Origin of the sequence: Vibrio pacinii DSM 19139 (assembly GCF_000711795.1) — a bacterium.
Taxonomy (GTDB): Bacteria; Pseudomonadota; Gammaproteobacteria; order Enterobacterales; family Vibrionaceae; genus Vibrio; species Vibrio pacinii.
The window spans coordinates 23,662-41,193 of the sequence record NZ_JONH01000012.1 but is presented as its reverse complement, the minus strand read 5'-3'; the positions used below and the strand labels follow the sequence as shown (position 1 = coordinate 41,193).

At 44.9% G+C, this 17,532-nt stretch carries 13 protein-coding genes; 6 read left to right on the top strand and 7 right to left on the bottom strand.

Annotated features, from left to right (window positions below; all coding sequences use genetic code 11):
• Nucleotides 1–68 precede the first annotated feature (68 nt).
• Nucleotides 69–1,202, top strand: a complete 1,134-nt coding sequence (gene nrdB / locus BS19_RS08395) for a class Ia ribonucleoside-diphosphate reductase subunit beta (RefSeq protein WP_038174614.1) — start codon at nt 69–71, stop codon at nt 1,200–1,202.
• Nucleotides 1,202–1,480, top strand: coding sequence for a class I ribonucleotide reductase maintenance protein YfaE (yfaE, locus tag BS19_RS08390; protein ID WP_038174613.1), 279 nt, complete (start codon nt 1,202–1,204; stop codon nt 1,478–1,480). The genes nrdB and yfaE overlap by 1 nt, the downstream gene beginning before the upstream one ends.
• A gap of 36 nt (nt 1,481–1,516) precedes the next feature.
• Here yfaE and BS19_RS08385 read toward each other — a convergent pair whose 3' ends face one another.
• Complete coding sequence (locus BS19_RS08385; protein ID WP_038174611.1) at nt 1,517–1,768, bottom strand: hypothetical protein; 252 nt, start codon at nt 1,766–1,768, stop codon at nt 1,517–1,519.
• A gap of 243 nt (nt 1,769–2,011) precedes the next feature.
• Nucleotides 2,012–3,253, bottom strand: a complete 1,242-nt coding sequence (locus tag BS19_RS08380) for a CinA family nicotinamide mononucleotide deamidase-related protein (protein ID WP_038174609.1) — start codon at nt 3,251–3,253, stop codon at nt 2,012–2,014.
• Between the two features lie 167 nt (nt 3,254–3,420).
• Here BS19_RS08380 and BS19_RS08375 point away from each other — a divergent pair, with 167 nt between their 5' ends.
• Both BS19_RS08375 and BS19_RS08370 read left to right on the top strand, forming a co-directional pair.
• Nucleotides 3,421–4,329, top strand: a complete 909-nt coding sequence (locus BS19_RS08375) for a DUF3943 domain-containing protein (RefSeq protein WP_391090291.1) — start codon at nt 3,421–3,423, stop codon at nt 4,327–4,329.
• 221 nt (nt 4,330–4,550) lie between these two features.
• A complete protein-coding gene (locus tag BS19_RS08370; RefSeq protein WP_038174608.1) occupies nt 4,551–5,063 on the top strand; it encodes a glycine cleavage system transcriptional repressor in 513 nt (170 codons plus the stop codon).
• A gap of 69 nt (nt 5,064–5,132) precedes the next feature.
• Here BS19_RS08370 and nspC read toward each other — a convergent pair whose 3' ends face one another.
• The 4 genes from nspC to BS19_RS08350 all read right to left on the bottom strand — a co-directional run bounded on the left by nspC (nt 5,133) and on the right by BS19_RS08350 (nt 13,890).
• Nucleotides 5,133–6,266, bottom strand: a complete 1,134-nt coding sequence (gene nspC / locus BS19_RS08365; protein ID WP_038174607.1) for a carboxynorspermidine decarboxylase — start codon at nt 6,264–6,266, stop codon at nt 5,133–5,135.
• Between the two features lie 114 nt (nt 6,267–6,380).
• Entirely contained in the window at nt 6,381–7,625 is a 1,245-nt protein-coding gene (locus BS19_RS08360) for a carboxynorspermidine synthase (protein WP_038174604.1), read from the bottom strand.
• 14 nt (nt 7,626–7,639) lie between these two features.
• Nucleotides 7,640–10,525, bottom strand: a complete 2,886-nt coding sequence (locus BS19_RS08355) for a pyridoxal phosphate-dependent class III aminotransferase (RefSeq protein ID WP_038174602.1) — start codon at nt 10,523–10,525, stop codon at nt 7,640–7,642.
• Between the two features lie 515 nt (nt 10,526–11,040).
• Nucleotides 11,041–13,890 carry a cadherin repeat domain-containing protein gene (locus tag BS19_RS08350; RefSeq protein WP_038174601.1) on the bottom strand — a complete coding sequence of 950 codons (2,850 nt, stop codon included), beginning with the start codon at nt 13,888–13,890 and terminating at the stop codon, nt 11,041–11,043.
• Between the two features lie 313 nt (nt 13,891–14,203).
• On the opposite strand from BS19_RS08350, the gene BS19_RS08345 reads away from it, so the two are divergent.
• Nucleotides 14,204–15,520, top strand: a complete 1,317-nt coding sequence (locus BS19_RS08345; RefSeq protein WP_038174600.1) for a TolC family outer membrane protein — start codon at nt 14,204–14,206, stop codon at nt 15,518–15,520.
• 1 nt (nt 15,521) lies between these two features.
• Nucleotides 15,522–16,136 carry an OmpA family protein gene (locus BS19_RS08340; RefSeq protein WP_038174599.1) on the top strand — a complete coding sequence of 205 codons (615 nt, stop codon included), beginning with the start codon at nt 15,522–15,524 and terminating at the stop codon, nt 16,134–16,136.
• Between the two features lie 91 nt (nt 16,137–16,227).
• Here the strand turns inward: BS19_RS08340 and nhaA are convergent, their stop codons facing one another.
• Nucleotides 16,228–17,388, bottom strand: a complete 1,161-nt coding sequence (gene nhaA, locus BS19_RS08335; RefSeq protein ID WP_038174598.1) for a Na+/H+ antiporter NhaA — start codon at nt 17,386–17,388, stop codon at nt 16,228–16,230.
• Nucleotides 17,389–17,532 lie beyond the last annotated feature (144 nt).

Below are 17,532 nucleotides of genomic sequence, written 5' to 3'. Positions count from 1 at the left end.
TACAGTTATCAGGTTTAACAAATTATTCGCCCCTTATGATTAAGGGGCATAAAAGGAATTGAGGCATCATGGCTTACAGTACTTTTAATCGAAATAAAAATGACCAATTAAAAGAACCAATGTTCTTAGGTCAATCCGTTAACGTGGCACGTTACGACCAACAAAAATTTGAAATCTTTGAAAAGTTGATCGAAAAGCAACTTTCGTTCTTCTGGCGCCCAGAAGAAGTCGACGTTTCAAGTGATCGCATCGACTACAACAAGCTTCCAGATCATGAAAAGCATATTTTCATCTCGAACTTAAAATACCAGACGTTGTTGGATTCAATCCAAGGCCGTAGCCCTAACGTTGCACTGTTGCCATTGGTTTCATTGCCTGAAGTCGAGACTTGGATTGAAACTTGGTCGTTCTCAGAAACGATTCACTCGCGTTCATACACTCACATTATCCGTAACATTGTTAATGATCCGGGTGTGGTGTTTGACGACATTGTTGAGAACGAGCATATCCTAAAGCGTGCTGACGATATCTCTCGCTATTACGATGAGCTTATTCAGCTGACCAACGACTACCACCGCTATGGTGAAGGCACTCACCAAATCAACGGTGAAGATGTAACGGTTTCACTGCATGGGCTTAAGAAGAAGCTTTACCTGTGTCTGATGTCAGTCAACGCACTTGAAGCCATTCGTTTCTATGTGAGTTTTGCTTGTTCATTCGCTTTTGCTGAACGTGAATTGATGGAAGGCAATGCTAAAATAATCAAGCTTATCGCTCGCGATGAAGCGCTGCACCTCACTGGCACGCAACATATGATTAACTTGTTGCGTAATGGACAAGATGACTTTGCTTTCATTCAGATTGCAGAAGAGTGTAAGCAAGAGTGTTTCGATCTGTTTAAAGCCGCTGCTGAGCAAGAAAAAGAGTGGGCAGAATACCTATTCAAAGATGGCTCTATGATTGGCCTTAACAAAGATATTCTTAGCCAGTATGTTGAATACATCACTAACATTCGTATGCAAGCGGTTGGCCTAGGTACGGCTTACCCAGAAGCGACGTCTAACCCAATTCCTTGGATTAACGCGTGGTTATCATCAGACAACGTCCAAGTTGCACCACAAGAAGCAGAGATCTCATCTTATCTTGTCGGCCAGATCGACAGTGATGTTCGCGCCGATGATTTTAAGGATTTCGAACTGTAATGCCCAGTATCAAAATTAACGGAATTACAACGATTCAGTCCCACCCGTCTAATACCATTCTAGAAACTCTAGAGCGGGCAGAGCTGGAGCCAGAATACAATTGTCGCGATGGGCATTGTGGTGCTTGTCGCTGCACCTTGATTTCTGGAGAAGTTGAGTACGTTGGTTTTGCGATGGCTTACACTCAAGAAAAAGAGATTTTGCCGTGCATTTGCCGTGCAAAATCTGACATTGAAGTCAAAGATGTCAAATATACGCTCAAAGAAAGACGTGCATAATCATTCAAAAAAGGCCAGCAGAAACGCTGGCCTTTTTTATATCTGCACTCGAACACCGGATAAAAATTCATCTGCTGTCAGCATTGATACTGACTTACCACCAATCTCTCTGCCATCATCATCATATAAAGAAAGACGGTACCCTAGGCAATCGGTAGCGAGAGGCTCCTCTGGCGCCTGCAACCATCTCGAAATCAAGTCTTGGTGCTGATTATTCAGCGCTTCACCCAAAATAACTTTTTGGCTAGCCACTTGATACCAAACCAAAATCTTGGACTGATTTAACATGCTAACCTCCTTGTGCAATTGGCAACCGAATTGTCATTTTAAAGGTTATTCTGACGAATGCACGTTGCAAATCTAAGACAAAAACGTCTTCTATGAAAAATCATTCAGTTAGCTATTATATGAAATTCGAATAAAAATTAATTATCTCGCTCGATGAGTAATAAGAAGAGCTTTCATTCACTTATTACAGAACGCAAAACGGTTAGTGTTTGACAAACTTAGCGCACTGCCCTAGCTGAATTTTTATTCACTAATTACGCTACGAGGCACGAACATCTCTTTGACTCTCGATAATGAGCTGTAACCGACAAACATCGGTTTCTTACTCAAATAACGGCGCAACATATCGGCGGCGACAGTGGTTATCACCAATGCTTGCTCATCACGGGAGTAATTTCGCTTCAAGGTTAGTGTTTGTCCCCATTCACCTTCTGGCGCAGCAAGCGTAACGCAGAACGCATTATCGGTAACCTTCCCCGTCACAATCGCTACATCGGTACCGCATTTGTCCTTAGTCGCACCAACCAACGCCAACGCTGCCGCTAGCTTGTCATCCGCTTGTTCTCCAACCGCAATTCGCTCACCTAAGACCCAACCATGACCACAAAATTCTGCCGCCAAAGCATTTGACTGGATCCACTGAGAAAGCGCACCAAACGTAGATTGTTCTGCGGTCGAAATAGACATTTTTTTCTCTTGGATCAAGTAAGCAACATGTTTCTGCATCGACTCATCGACGCTCACTACATGCTCTTCGATAAGTTTAAAGATGATTTGTAGTAGTTTGACGCGATTATCCAAGTCCTCTTTGGGACCGAACAACTTTACTTCGATATAAGGTAAGTAGGAGCGATAACCAAGCGTATAACCTGGTGGCAGTTTGATCTTGTCGAGTTTGTCAGAGAGTGCTGATTCTGACGTACCGAAAGTATAAAGCTTGCTGCAATCTTGTCCTGTCACTTGAGGGTGACTTGCTTTAATGTCAGGCAGCACTTGTTGATCAATCATGAGTTTAAACTCACTGGGAACGCCAGGAGTAAAATAAAAATCGCAGTCGTTAAGCGTGAGCTTAAAGCCACATGCCGTTCCGACAGGATTATCTAGCAATATTGAGCCTTTAGGCAACATTGCTTGCTTGCGATTACTTTCTGGCATGGTAATGCCGCGGGCAGCAAAAAATTCCTCTAATGTCTCTAACCACTGTGGAAACAGCACAAGTTCAGTGTCTAGCGCGAGCGCTGCCGCTTGAGCACTCAAATCATCTGATGTTGGACCTAGTCCACCGTTCACTACCACAATGTCACAGTTAAAACTGAGCATTAATAATTCTTCAATTAACGCCGCCATTTCATCACCGACGGTTGAACGTTTGGTCATGCTATAGCCATGTTCAAAAAAGCGTTGCGACAACCAGGCAGCATTGGTGTCAACAATATCGCCGTGAAGGACCTCTTCCCCAGTGCTGAGCATTGCTATCTTTAACATTGTTATATCCTTTGTGGGAAATTGTCACATATTTGTAGAGTTTAACTGATAATAATCATGCGTTTTGGTGAAAAATGGACCCAGTTTCTTATTTAGGACAATTTCAAGTTCCCATTATGCTGACTTTGTTGGATAATTGTGAACCTGATCATCAAAAAATAATAACGATGGAGTCTTTCGTGTTCCAAAAAAGCATTTCCGCTTTAATGTTGTCAGCTTGCACTTACGCCAATGCCAATGTTTATCAGTCGAATCAACATATTGAGCTTTCGTATCAAGTAGATCAAGCGCAACCTGACAGCATATTTCACAACTCCTATCAGTATCAGATCAGCGATCCTTATTCTCTAAGTCTAACTGAGAGCACGTTTAAATTAGAAGCACCAGGCTTACCAAAATATTTAACCATGTCTGAGGAGAAGGATTGGGATTATTTAAAAGGTCAAACCTACACCATTTTAGGTTTGAGCGTCGCAACCGTCGGATTGATGACACTTCTGCCAGAATCTATCACTAAATGGGATGAAGAAGACCGTAACTTAAGTGGTTTAGGCTCAAAATGGAAAGACAACGTCACCGCAGGCCCAGTTTGGGATCGCGATGAACACTTTCTCAACTACGTTATGCACCCCTATTTTGGTGGCGTGTATTACACGGCAGCGCGCCATGCCGGGTTTAACGAGTTTGAATCCTTCCTCTACTCTGCCACCATGTCTACTTTCTTCTGGGAATATGGTGTAGAAGCCTTTGCTGAGATCCCTTCATGGCAAGATCTCTTTATCACACCATTCTTTGGTGCGATCGTCGGTGAAATGATGTTCGAAGCCGAGCAAAACATTGTCAACACTGGTGGTGAAGTCATGGGCTCGGAAACCATGGGCGATATCACACTCTTCTTCTTGAACCCTGTCGGGCATATTCACGGTTGGGTCAGTGGTGCTTGGGGCGGCAGTGCAGAATTTCAGTACAGCAGCAATCCTTGGTTTGGCAATCAAGATGCAGCCAAATTTGCCCTTGATGCGGGTGCGAGCTACGACGATATTTTCTATGGTGTAGAAATGAAGGTCACCTTCTGATCGCCGTAACAACAGATTTTGGTGAAATAAAGGCGCTTGATGCGCCTTTTTTGTGCTCGCGGTATAATATTGGTAAGACTGACAAGGCATTAGGTTTAAAAGTTGATTTACATCAAACCTTAGCCTTTGAGCTCTTCTACACTGAGGTTAGGCACCAATCCGTTTTTCGACGCTGAAAAGATTGGTTTGCAATATCTACTTCAGCGCTAGGAGGCCCCACTATGAACAGTACATTTATCGTAAACTTTGTCGGCCGAGCAACCCCGACAACCATTAAACAATTGGCGACCATTACTCACGAAAATGGTGGTAAATGGCTTATCAGTAAAGTTAACTTTATTGAAGACCAAGTTGCCGCGGTGATCAAAGTTGATTTGCCGACAAGCAATATGGATATCGTGAAAGAGGCGTTTAGTTCACATCCAGAGTTGATGGTTCAATTTACCGATTCAGATACCACAAGTCACAATGCCGATACCATCTATCAAGTTAGAGTCGATTCTAACGACAGGGCTGGTATCGTTAATGAAATTACTCACGTCCTTGATGACCAAGGCATCAGTATTCTCGATATGGACTGTCAACGAGTCTTTATCGCAGGTGGCGGTGGCGTCAGCTCGAGTCTATTTACTGCCAGCTTAGCCATTCGTATTCCCCAACAAGTTGACATCAACGATGTCGCTAACGAATTAGAGTCTCTTAGCGAAGATACCCGAGTGATTGTTGAAAGCTAAAACCGCGACTTGGCGAATACTGCAACAACAAAGAGAGCGAAATGAACGCTCTCTTGTCATTTTATCCCGTTATGTCACAGACCACTGCGATAACGAACGCTTAAAATCAGCATAGTCAAACTCGTTAAGTTTTTGAATCTCACCGCTTGAACGTTCACAGTAAACCGACGGCATGCGCAGACCGTTAAACCAGTTTAGTTTCACCATGGTGTAACCAGCGCTATCAAGAATGTGCAGACGTTGACCGATTTCTAATGGCTGATCAAAGTTCGCCACACAGAACTGGTCACCCGCCAAACATGAACATGAGCCGATAACGTACTCGTGTTCACCATTATCAGACGCTTCTAGAATCGAAGCCGGCTCATTGTAAATCAGAGTATCTAAACGATGTGCTTCAGTGGCTGAGTCAACAATTGCCGTTTTCTTCACATTTTCAACCACATCAACCACAGTCACGACCAGATCAGTGGTTTTAGTAATAATAGCTTCACCCGGCTCTAGATACATTTGCACGCCATGCTTTTCAGCGAACGCTTTCAGCGCTAAACCAAGCTTGCTGATATCATATCCAGGCCAAGTAAAGAAGACACCGCCGCCCATGCTGACCCAATCAAGTTTGTCTAAATACTCACCAAACTGCTGTGAGATGGAATCGAGCAAGCCAATAAACGCATCGACATCTTTGTTCTCACAGTTCATGTGAAACATCACGCCATCGATATCATCGAAAATTTCTGGCTTGATGTGATCAGCCTGAACCCCAAGGCGAGAGAACTGACGTGCGGGATTGGCTAAATCTTGCCCCGCATAGCTCACGCCAGGGTTCAAACGAAGGCCAATCGATGCTTTACCTTCCACAATGTGACGGTGCGCTGCGAGTTGAGACTGTGAGTTAAAGATCATTTTATCGCAAATGTCTGCCACTTCACGCACGTCATCTTCACTGTAACCGACACTATAAGCGTGTGTTTCACCACCAAAGGTTTCATGGCCAAGCTTAACTTCAAACGGGCCCGAACTCGTGGTGCCATCTAAATATGGCTTGATGATGTCAAATACTCCCCAAGTTGAGAAGCATTTCAGCGCCAGAACAAGCTTTACGCCAGAGATCTCTTTGAGTTGTTTGGCTTTCTCTAGGTTCTCTATCAACTTATCTTCATTAATCATGAAGTACGGAGTTTTAAGTTCGTTGTGTTGCATTTAAATACCTTAAGCTCCCTCGCGTAAACGAAGGCACTATAAATATAAAATCGAACAAAGCCGACGCAGGTGCATCGGCTTACATTTAGATTTCAAATAAGAGCAGTGACGTTCTTATTTCAACTTGTGGATCACAGGCTGGCTCGGATCTAGTTCTTGTACATGCCAATCTAGGCCGATAGCAGGCATCGTTTCTAAGAACGGATCTGGGTCTAGCTGTTCCATGTTGAACACGCCTTTGTCTGCCCACTTGCCGCGGAAAAATTGTAGTGCCGCCGTGATCGCAGGAACACCAGTGGTGTAAGAGATCGCTTGGTGCTCAACGTCTTCATATGCCACTTCATGGTCAGCGTTGTTGTAGATAAATACGCTGCGCTCCTTGCCGTCTTTCTTACCTTGAACCCAAGTACCAATACACGTTAAGCCTGTATAACCCGGCGCAAGAGACGTTGGGTCTGGAAGCAGTGCTTTAAGAACGTGTAACGGCTGAACCACGGTACCGTCGTGGAGTGTGAGCGGATCAGGGCTTAGCAGGCCGATATCACGCATTACATTGAAATAGTTTAGGTAACGGTCACCAAAACCCATCCAGAACTCGATACGTTTTGCCGGAATAAACTCTTGCATTGAACGCACTTCGTCGTGTGCCATTGAGTAAACTTTGTGCGAACCACAGTTCGGGAAATCAAACTCAAGCATACGAGAATGACAAGGCACTTGTTTCCACTCGCCATTTTCCCAGTAGAAAGAGTCGCCTTGGATCTCTAACATGTTGGTTTCTGGGTCAAAGTTAGTCGCGAACTTCTTGCCGTGGTCGCCAGCGTTAACGTCCATGACGTCAATAGTATCGATTTCATCAAACAGATGTTTTACAGCATAAGCGGCAAATACGGATACCACGCCCGGATCGAAACCGGCACCTAGAATACCTGTGATGCCTGCTTGTTCAAACTTCTCGCGGTAGCCCCATTGCCAGTCGTACGCTTGTGGTACTTGTTGGCCTTCGCTGCACAAGTCGACTGCAACCGAAGTATCTAGGTAAGATACCTTAGCTTGGTAACACGCTTCCATGATTGACATGTTGACCCATGGAGGACCTGCGTTGATCACAAGATCAGGCTGAACTTCTTTAATAAGAGCAACGAGAGAGTCAACGTCATCGGCATTGACTGCACGAGCTTCTAATTTCTTCGATGGATCTTTCAGGTTGTTTTTATTCTGAATAGATTCAATGATTTTTTCACATTTGCCCACGGTACGTGATGCAATGGTGATATCACCCAGAACGTCGTTGTTTTGCGCTGCTTTATGTGCAACTACCCAGCCAACGCCGCCTGCACCAATTTGTAGAATTGCCATAGTTTTCGTTACCTTTATTTCGCTAGCTCAACCGCTAGAGTATTAATTTTATTTAGCAAAGATTCGAAGTCCGAGATCTTCAAGCAAGGGTTTAGTATTGTGAATTTAAGGGCCGATTTGCCATCCACAACAGTTTCTCCAAGTACCGCTACACCACGTGTTAGCGCTTCTAGTCTTAGAGTTTTATTGAGTTCATCTAGGTCGGTATTCCCATGCACTGCGCGGAACAAAACTGTCGACAAAGCAGGTTCTGCCAATAACTCCAAACTGTCATTACTGCGCACTAAATATGCCACTTGCTGAGTTTGGGCCAAGAGATGATCGTACATTTCACCTAAAGTGTCTGGGCCAACATTCTGCATTGTCATAAACACTTTCAATGCATCAAAGCGCTTAGTTGTCGCGATAGACTTGTCGACCAAGTTTGGCAGCTCATCATGTTCACGGTTCAAGTAATCTGCATGGTGCAGAAGAAACTTGAAGTTAGCTTTGTCGTTGACCAGTAAAGCACCGCAGCTAATTGTTTGGTAAAACAGCTTGTGGAAATCAACGCTTACCGACGCTGCGCGCTCAACGCCTTTAAGACGATTCTTGTGGCTACTTAGAATTAATGCACCACCGTACGCGCCGTCAACATGCATCCACATCTGATGCTTGTCAGCCATATCAGCGATAAAATCAAGATCGTCAATCGCTCCGTGATCGGTTGTACCAGCGGTACCCACGATAGCAAAAGGAATCAAACCTTCAGCTTTTGCCTGTTCAATGGCTGCGTCAAGCTGAGTGACATCCATCGTACCGTCTACGTTGGCATCTACTGCTAAAATCGCTTTTTCACCTAATCCCATCCAAGAGGCGGATTTTTGTACCGTAAAGTGAGATTTCTTTGAACACACAATACGCAGTTTGTCTGCATAGTCAGGAAGACCAAGCTTTTGGATCGAATGTCCCGATAACTTATCGGCAATCCAGTCGCGTGCGAGCATGAGTCCCATTTGGTTACTTTGCGTGCCGCCACTGGTAAAAATACCGTCTGACTGCTCGCCAAGGTCGTACTTTTCACATAGCCAGTCGGTGACTTTCTGCTCGACATAGGTCGCTGATGACGCCTGATCCCAAGAGTCCATCGATTGGTTTAACGCCGCAATCATTGCTTCCGCTGCCACGGCTGGCATTAACGGCGGAGTATGCAAATGCGCAATACAGTTGGGATGTTGGGTAAAGATAGCATTCTTCGCCACAAGATCTGCTGTTTCGCCAATCACATCGATAAGCGAAGCATTCTTGTTATCGAGGTCAACGGCGTTGATCGCACTTTGCAAAAGCTTAGGATCAAGACCAGAGTATGGCGCGTCTACTTGTTCAAATACCGACTTCATTGTCGCCGTGGTGTGGTTCATCACCTTAGCAAACTCGTGACTTCCCATCTCTCCGGTATGGATAAAGTGCTGCTTCCAACTTTGATTGGCCTGCTCAGCATCGACTTTATTGGCGCCTGAGACTAACATAGCCTCTTCAATCACACGCAGTGCAAAGTCGATCTGCTCAAAAGAGATAATCAAAGGCGCAAGGAAACGAATCACCGAGCCGTCACGACCACCCTTTTCGATCATCAATCCACGCTCTAGCGCCGCACGTTGAATTCTTAGGGTAAGCTCACCATCCGATGCAGGCTCTCCAAACTTGTTCAGTTCATTGCCCGGCTTACGGATTTCAACACCCAGCATCAACCCTTTGCCTCGGACCTCAGCAATACAGTCAACACGTTTTTGGATCGCTTCAAGACCATGACGTAAATATTGACCAGCAATATTGGCATGCTCAACAAGGTTATCACGCTGAATAATTTCAAGAGCCTTGGCGCCTGAAACCATCGCAAGTTGGTTGCCACGGAACGTACCCGTATGCTCACCAGGCTTCCACGTATCATGATCTTTTTTAATCACCAATAGCGACATCGGCATACCACCGCCGATCGCTTTCGATAAGCAGAGCACATCGGGTACGATACCTGCTTCTTCGAAAGCGAAGTTGTAACCTGTTTTGCCAACGCCACACTGAATTTCGTCAAAGATAAGTAGGATGCCATGCTCATCACAAATGCGGCGCAACTCTCGCAGCCAGAACGCTGGAGCAGGGATAACGCCGCCTTCGCCTTGAACGGGCTCTACCACGATAGCGGCAGGCTTCATTATTCCTGCTTCATCATCGTGAAGAAGACGTTCGATATAACGAATGCTCGCTTTAGCGCCTTCATCTCCGCCTAAACCAAACGGGCAACGCAAGTTATATGGGAATGGCATAAAGTGGACGTCAGACATCAAACCTGTACGACGTGCTTTTGTACCTAAATTCCCCATCATTCCCATGGTACCATTGGTCATACCATGGTAGGCACCACGAAAAGCAAACATGGTATTACGCCCAGTCGTCTGCTTAGCCAGTTTAATCGCTGCTTCAACCGCATCTGCGCCTGATGGGCCACAAAACTGAATCACACAGTGATTACCCAATTGCTCAGGCAAAAAGTCTTTAACGGCCTTAATGAACTTGGTTTTCGCTTCAGTGGCGATGTCCAATGTTTGATATGGTAAACCGCTGTCAAGTTGGTCTTTAAGCGCTTGGTTGATCTCTGGGTGGTTATAACCCATTGCCAACGTGCCAGCTCCAGCCAAACAATCGAGAAATAATTGACCACGCGTATCTTCCACGAGCGCCCCGTATGCCTGTTTAATAGCAATAGGGAGTCGACGAGGGTATGAACGAACGGCAGATTCATGCTGCTCTTGGTCAAGAAGAACCTGGTCTGGAGTAAGATCGTAAATACCTTCCAGAACGGGAACCTGAGTAGAAAAAGGTGTTGCGATAAATGAATTATCGACTTCAAAGGCGGTGCTCATGATGTAATCCCTTGAAATAGTTTTATTTCCCTATTCAGAAACCGATTCTAGAATGAGGGCAAAGCAAAGAGTCACGCACTAAAATAAAGTAGCGTGTACGACAAATCGCTCCATCAAAGATGGACTATATACTGGTAATTAAATCAAGGTTCAGTAATGCAACTGTCTTGTAGAACAGGGCATTGAGGAAGAACGAAGCTGATTAATGGTTGTTTTTTATGTGAATTCAATGTTGGGTTTCCCATTCACATGCCGCTAAGCGACATTAGTATCCCGTCTATCGACAAAAGGACTTGTCGATACCTACCCTACGTGATGCTCACTCAGCCCGAATGTCATCACGCGTATCCCCCAGAATATCTTTTCGACTCATCTCCGAGATTGCGGCGAAAATTATCATAAAATGCGACGCACTGGCAATAATAATTTGTAGTCAAGAAGCAAAATTTTTATCTAACTATCAAAACAAAACTGGCCTAATTGAGGCCAGCTTTTGTTACACTTTGCCGTCGAGATTACACAGTATCAGTCTTTAGAATTTGCGTTAACATCTCCATCTCGTTAAGTGTGCCGTTATCAATGAAGACAGCGAAACTTGGATCACTTGCAGCACCGTCAAGTACAATGCTTTGTTCCACCTCATTGTCGATAACCGTTAACACGATATCGCCATCAACGATTTCGCTATCAATCTTGCCAACCAGATCTTCAAGATCAACACTCTCCGCCTCTTCTAAAATCCCGCGTAAGTCGAGTAAGTCTTCTCCGAGGATAAAGTTATCGACCACATCACTACCGTTATCGATAATGTCATCTAACCAAACAAATACATTATCTTGCTCATCACCTAACATGACTTGATTACCAAGTTCAGCGTTAACCTCACCTGTATCATCAGCACTAACAACACTGTATTCAGGCGAATCAGAGACATCAATGAAGACTGAAGATTCGTTACTCACTGCTAAGTCTGAATCTACGGCAACATAATCGAAGCTGTCATTTTCAGTTATCTCCTGAGTGCCTTGAAGATAGCTTAATACCCAGTTGCCACCTGTCGATGTCATTTCCATTTCGACAACTGGATTGTCTGGTGATGAATAGCTAAATTCGTACAACGTTTCACTGTTACCTACATCACCTTCATCTTTTTGGTAGTGTTCTATATGAGTAGAACCGTCGGCCAAGGTATAAGTGACCGCAACATATACTGCACTGTTAGTAGTAAATGAGCCTCCTAGGCCATCTAGTCCGAAGGTAACAACGCCTAGAGGATTATCTGACAAATTTAACACCAGTGTTTCTTGCATATTCAGGCCTTGGCCGTCTTCATCACCAATACCGAATCCGGTGTGTGGTGTACCACCGAGATATTGAACTAGCTCCTTATCGTTATTGTCGAGTAATGCTACGCCGATGGTGTTGCCATTATCGAGTGTTATCAGGCGCTCGGTATCGCTAACGTAAGCCCCCCAGTTATAAAATCCATCATCATCAAGACTACCAATGATGGTTTCAGGATCGCCACTGTAACCAATTTCGAACGGTTCTCCTTCTCCGGGTACGTAGGTGAAGTTATCCGGGTTAAATAGTTTAGCCGCATCAATCTCTTGTCCTACTACATGCAAGTCTTCAGTGGTGATCACACGGCTTTCGCCGAAATCATCGGTGTAGAGCAAAGTGCCGTATGTAGGTAAAGAGGTGATCATGACATTCAAATCAACCTTATTAAAATCATCATCCTCATCTGAAATGTGGTCAAGGGCTGGATCATCTGAATCAAACACAATCGGTACAAATACCGCATTACCCGCATCAATATTGAAATCTTCCGACACTGGCAATTCGTTTACGTTTTCTTCTTTGAGCGTAACGTTGATCAAGGTGTCGTTGACCCCGTCACTGGCGACCACGGTTAACCCATGCTCATTCAATACATTGAGATCTTCATAGTCATTGGTGAACGCTTCGGCGCCCGCCTCAGTGAGAAAAATATTGCCGTTGTCATCAATCATGAAGTAATCCGCGAGTGGATCACCTTCAGCAAAATCTAATCGATAACTAATTGTCACTCCTTCAGGATCGCTTGCTGACACAGACGCGATTCGAGTGCCCTCGACATCGTTCTCATCATAGGCTGGGCTATTTTCCGGATAGCTAAACACATAGCCTTGCTCTTCATCTTCAGGAGGCTGGAACGTCGGCGGCTCATTGACATCGGTTTCTCTTAACGCCACGTTGATCGAGGTGTCGTTGACCCCATCACTGGCGACCACGGTTAACCCATGCTCATTTAATACATTGAGATCTTCATAATCATTGGTGAACGCCTCCGCGCCCGCCTCGGTGAGGAAAATATTGCCGTTGTCATCAATCATGAAGTAATCCGCGAGTGGATCACCTTCAGCAAAATCTAATCGATAACTAATTGTCACTCCTTCAGGATCGCTTGCTGACACAGACGCGATTCGAGTGCCCTCGACATCGTTCTCATCATAGGCTGGGCTATTTTCCGGATAGCTAAACACATAGCCTTGCTCTTCATCTTCTGGAGGCTGGAACGTCGGCGGCTCATTGACATCTTGTTCATTGAGAGTGACAAGCACTTGAGAAATGTTATTGCCATCGCTTGCTTGCACCACTAGCTGGTGCGTATTGATAGCGCCTTGATCTTCAAAATCATTGGTGTAAGCGGCAGCGCCTGCTGATGTTAGAGAAATTTCTCCCGAAACAGGGTCGATGGTAAAGAAATCAGCAAGGGGATTACCGTCTTCAAAAACGAGTGAGTAAGTAACACTATCCCCTTCAAGGTCGGTTGCGGAAACAGTGCCAACAACAGCACCCGCTAGTGAGTTTTCATCATAGGAAAAGCTGTAACTGTCTAAATCAAATTGCGGAGCTTCTACTTCAGAGATCAATTGCGCCGTGACGAGATCCAATACGGCCAAACTTTGTGTCTCTGACAGCCCCTGTGACTCAAGCCCCGCGGTGTCAAACTGAGTTTGCGCTAAGGTTTCTGCCCCTGTTCGCTCAATCGCACCCGTATTGGTAGGACTCGACCCATTTTGTCCTCCGGCGGCAGTGGCAAATTCATCATTCTGAGTTGGATCGACCCCTTGTTCAATTTGCTCAATTATTGACGCAATTTCGTTATCGAGATCTAAACCAATCCCATCAACGTTATTACCAAATAGCTGAGCATCAATCGTGCTTCCAACTTCTGCTGTCGTATCTTGTCCCACCGTTACGACTACTTCTCCCGGCGCTGGCACCTCACCCGGAAGTAGCGCGCGGATTTCCCCGTTTACATCAATAACCACGCTGGTATTAGCGAGCATTAATGTCGCTAGACTTTTCGCATTCATAACCCAGTTCCCCTGCTGCGTCTATGCTAAATAGTTCCTTCTACCCTATGAGAATGAAAAATTCGCATACCTCTACATGCTAAAAACTAGACCCGTTACTAATGACAATCTAGTTAATAACAAGAAAGTCCTAACGAAATGTGTCGCGGGTTTAAAACTTTTAGAACATTTTATTGACAACAAGCTCACAAAACATCCCCAAGTCAACTAAGATCTTTTTACCTAGCCAGCTTCTTTTACCTAGCTGGCTTTGGGGATTTCTCTGCCCTCATTAAAGCGGACTAAGTCTTGGCACTATAGTAAGGAGGCCACCTTGAACTGGAAAAAGTCACTTGTAGCATGCAGTGTCATTATGGCGACTCATGCGCCATCGTACGCGCAAACACTCGAACAAGCCGTCGCTATTGCCCTAGCAACCAACCCCGAAATTAAAAGTGTTTATAACGAGTTTAAGAGTGCGGTCAAACAAGCCGATGCCTCCAGCGGTGCTTATCTTCCAAGCCTAGACTTAGACGCCGGTATTGGCTATGAAGGCATTGATCCTGCTTCCTCGACTGGGCGCAACGACACAGACTTAACTCGAAAAGAAGCAACTATCAGCCTTACCCAATTATTGTGGGATGGTAACGCCACCTTAAATGATATGGATAGAACCGCCGCAGACGCCGAGTCAATTCGCTATCAACTTTTATCGAATGCGTCCGATCTTGCGCTGCAAATTACTCAAATCTATCTTAACGCAGTAAAGGCGACTGAAGTACTGGCGCTTTCAGAGAGTAACCTCGCTGTGCATAAAGATATCTATCGCGACATCAAGAGACGAGCGACTTCGGGGATTGGCTCAACAGCTGACGTAACCCAAGTTGAAGCCCGTATTGCCAAAGCGCACGGTAATCTTCTGGCCGCGCAGAATAACCTCATCGACACTCACACCCAGTTTAAACGTTTGGTGGGACAAGCCCCACTTGGCCTTATTTATCCTCGTGCCGATGAGTCTAAACTGCCGCTGTCATTATCGGACGCATTAGTCGAAGCCTTCGATAAACACCCTGTTATTCGTATCTCTATGGTTGATGTGGATGCAGCCCGCTTCCAATATAAGCAATCAAAAGGCAACTATTTTCCAACATTCTCAATTGAAGCCAGCCAGACATGGCGCGATGATGCAGGCGGTGATCGAGGACAAAGTGAAGAAACCTTAGCCATGCTTCGAATGCGCTACAACTTGTACAACGGTGGTACTGACAGTGACTTATCTGAAAGATCAGCCTACCAACTTAATAAAGCGAAAGATCTCAGAGACGACGCTTATCGACAAGTTGAAGAGAGCCTAAGACTGTCATGGAGCGCATTAGACTTAACCCTACAACAAAAGAACTTCCTTGCTGACCACGTCGATTCGGCATCAGAAACCGTTATTGCCTATAAGAAACAGTATGGTATCGGCCAACGTACCCTACTGGATCTACTTAATACCGAAAACGAACTTTTTGAAGCGAGAAAAGACTACCTTGATGCGCATTACGCTGAGCAATATGCAAAGTATCGTGTGATGAACGCGAGCGGCGGGCTGCTTGATGCATTATTGGTCGACACACCAAAAGAATGGGCAGAGCCAGTGGAGTATTAACATGAAAATCAAACAACTGATTCCTTGTGCACTTATCGCAAGCATACCGTTCGTTATGGTGAACGCGAAAGATGAGTACCGTTATATAGAAACACCCATCGCTGACCAGATTTCTGATCTTACAGACGATGATAAAGATGGCGTTGTTAATGCGCGCGATATCTGTCCTGGAACACCAATGGGTGCGCAAGTTGATAACGATGGTTGTGGTGCTGCGGTCAATGCGCAAGAGGAACGTGAACTAAGAATTCTTTTTGCTAATGATTCTTATGAGATTAATCCTATCTTCGCCAACCAGATCCAAACCATGGCAGAGTTTCTTGAAAGGTATAAATCCGCTTCAATCCAAATTCAAGGTTATGCCAGTCAAGTAGGTGACCCAGATTACAACCTTGAGCTATCGAAGAAACGCGCACATGCGGTCGAAGATCAACTGCTCTCTTATGATGTTGCTCCCAAACGGGTGACCATTGTTGGTTATGGCGAAAATAGGCTCGAAGCTCAGGGTGACGATGAAACCTCTCACGCTCTAAATCGAAGAGTTACAGCAAAAGTGGTTGGACTGAAAGAAGAGGTGATAGAAGAGTGGACAATTTTCACTGTAATCGAAAAATAAATCATAATGTTCATTTGAAAATAAACAAGCGCTCCAGTTGGAGCGCTTGTTTCGTCTAGGAATTAGCACGATGATTGTTGCTCGGAACTACCTACTGAGCGACATTAACGGCTTTCTTTGGTAGTGACAATCGTAACAAGCAATAACCAAGCACGGCAGCCGTCGTCGATCCCATCAAAATACCAAGTCGAGCATAGGTATCAAACTCAGCGTTCGCTTGGCCAAAGGCCAGTGAAGAGATGAAGATTGACATCGTAAAGCCAATACCACACAGCACAGATACCGCAAAAATATGCTTGAAGTTAATCCCTTCAGGTAACTTAGCGATACCCAGCTTCACTGCCGCCCAACTGAAGGTATAAATACCTAATGGTTTACCAATCAACAGGCCAAGCGCAATACCGATAGGCAGCGCAGCACCTAAACTATCAATCGAAATGCCCTCAAGAGAAATACCAGCATTAGCAAAAGCGAACAAAGGTAAAATACCGAAAGCGACGTAAGGGTGCAGCGCATGTTCCATATGTTTAAGCGGCGAGTGCTCCCCTTCCTTGCCTTGCAATGGAATAGAAAAACCAATCACAACACCCGCTAAGGTCGCGTGCACACCAGATTTGAGAACCGCGAACCAGAGAATCGCACCGACAATCATATACGGAGTTAACTTAGTGACTTTTTTGTTATTGAGTAAAACTAACGCCGCCGTCATCGCGAAGCCTACCGCAAGCGCTGTGGTAGAAAGATCACCTGTGTAGAAAAAGGCGATAATGACGACCACACCTAAATCATCAATGATCGCAAGCGCGAGTAAAAATACTTTTAAACTAACAGGAACACGATTACCTAGTAATGCCATGATACCAAGTGCGAACGCGATGTCAGTAGCTGCTGGAATTGCCCAACCTTGAATGGCTTGTGGATCGTTATAGTTAAACAGAACATATACGAGGGCCGGAGCCAACATACCGCCGACTGCGGCAATGGCTGGAAAGATTGCGGTTTCCTTAGATTTTAACGCCCCTTCGAGCAGCTCTCGTTTTACTTCCAAGCCAATAAGTAAGAAAAACACAGCCATTAAGCCGTCATTAATCCAATGAGAAACTGACATACCCAGTAAGTAAGTGTGCAGAAAACCTTGGTATGCATCGTTGAGATCAGTATTTGCGATAGTCATTGCGATAGCCGCAGCTATCACAAGAAGTATGCCTCCGGCAGACTCCATTTTGAAAAAATCGCGAATAGCATCAGTCATGATATTGCCCTTATATTAATTATTTACATAAGCGAGTAGCAAAGAATAACTCTGAGTGTATAGAGTAAGCCACCTTGATAATAATCGCTTGTTTAGAGTTGTAACTTCGGAAAAACCGATACAAACAACTTTAAACCACTTATT

Coding starts and splice junctions, on each gene's coding strand:
- nrdB (WP_038174614.1), top strand. CDS start 69: ATGGCTTACAGTACTTTTAATCGAAATAAAAATGACCAATTAAAAGAA.
- yfaE (WP_038174613.1), top strand. CDS start 1,202: ATGCCCAGTATCAAAATTAACGGAATTACAACGATTCAGTCCCACCCG.
- BS19_RS08385 (WP_038174611.1), bottom strand. CDS start 1,768: ATGTTAAATCAGTCCAAGATTTTGGTTTGGTATCAAGTGGCTAGCCAA.
- BS19_RS08380 (WP_038174609.1), bottom strand. CDS start 3,253: ATGTTAAAGATAGCAATGCTCAGCACTGGGGAAGAGGTCCTTCACGGC.
- BS19_RS08375 (WP_391090291.1), top strand. CDS start 3,421: ATGGAGTCTTTCGTGTTCCAAAAAAGCATTTCCGCTTTAATGTTGTCA.
- BS19_RS08370 (WP_038174608.1), top strand. CDS start 4,551: ATGAACAGTACATTTATCGTAAACTTTGTCGGCCGAGCAACCCCGACA.
- nspC (WP_038174607.1), bottom strand. CDS start 6,266: ATGCAACACAACGAACTTAAAACTCCGTACTTCATGATTAATGAAGAT.
- BS19_RS08360 (WP_038174604.1), bottom strand. CDS start 7,625: ATGGCAATTCTACAAATTGGTGCAGGCGGCGTTGGCTGGGTAGTTGCA.
- BS19_RS08355 (WP_038174602.1), bottom strand. CDS start 10,525: ATGAGCACCGCCTTTGAAGTCGATAATTCATTTATCGCAACACCTTTT.
- BS19_RS08350 (WP_038174601.1), bottom strand. CDS start 13,890: ATGAATGCGAAAAGTCTAGCGACATTAATGCTCGCTAATACCAGCGTG.
- BS19_RS08340 (WP_038174599.1), top strand. CDS start 15,522: ATGAAAATCAAACAACTGATTCCTTGTGCACTTATCGCAAGCATACCG.
- nhaA (WP_038174598.1), bottom strand. CDS start 17,388: ATGACTGATGCTATTCGCGATTTTTTCAAAATGGAGTCTGCCGGAGGC.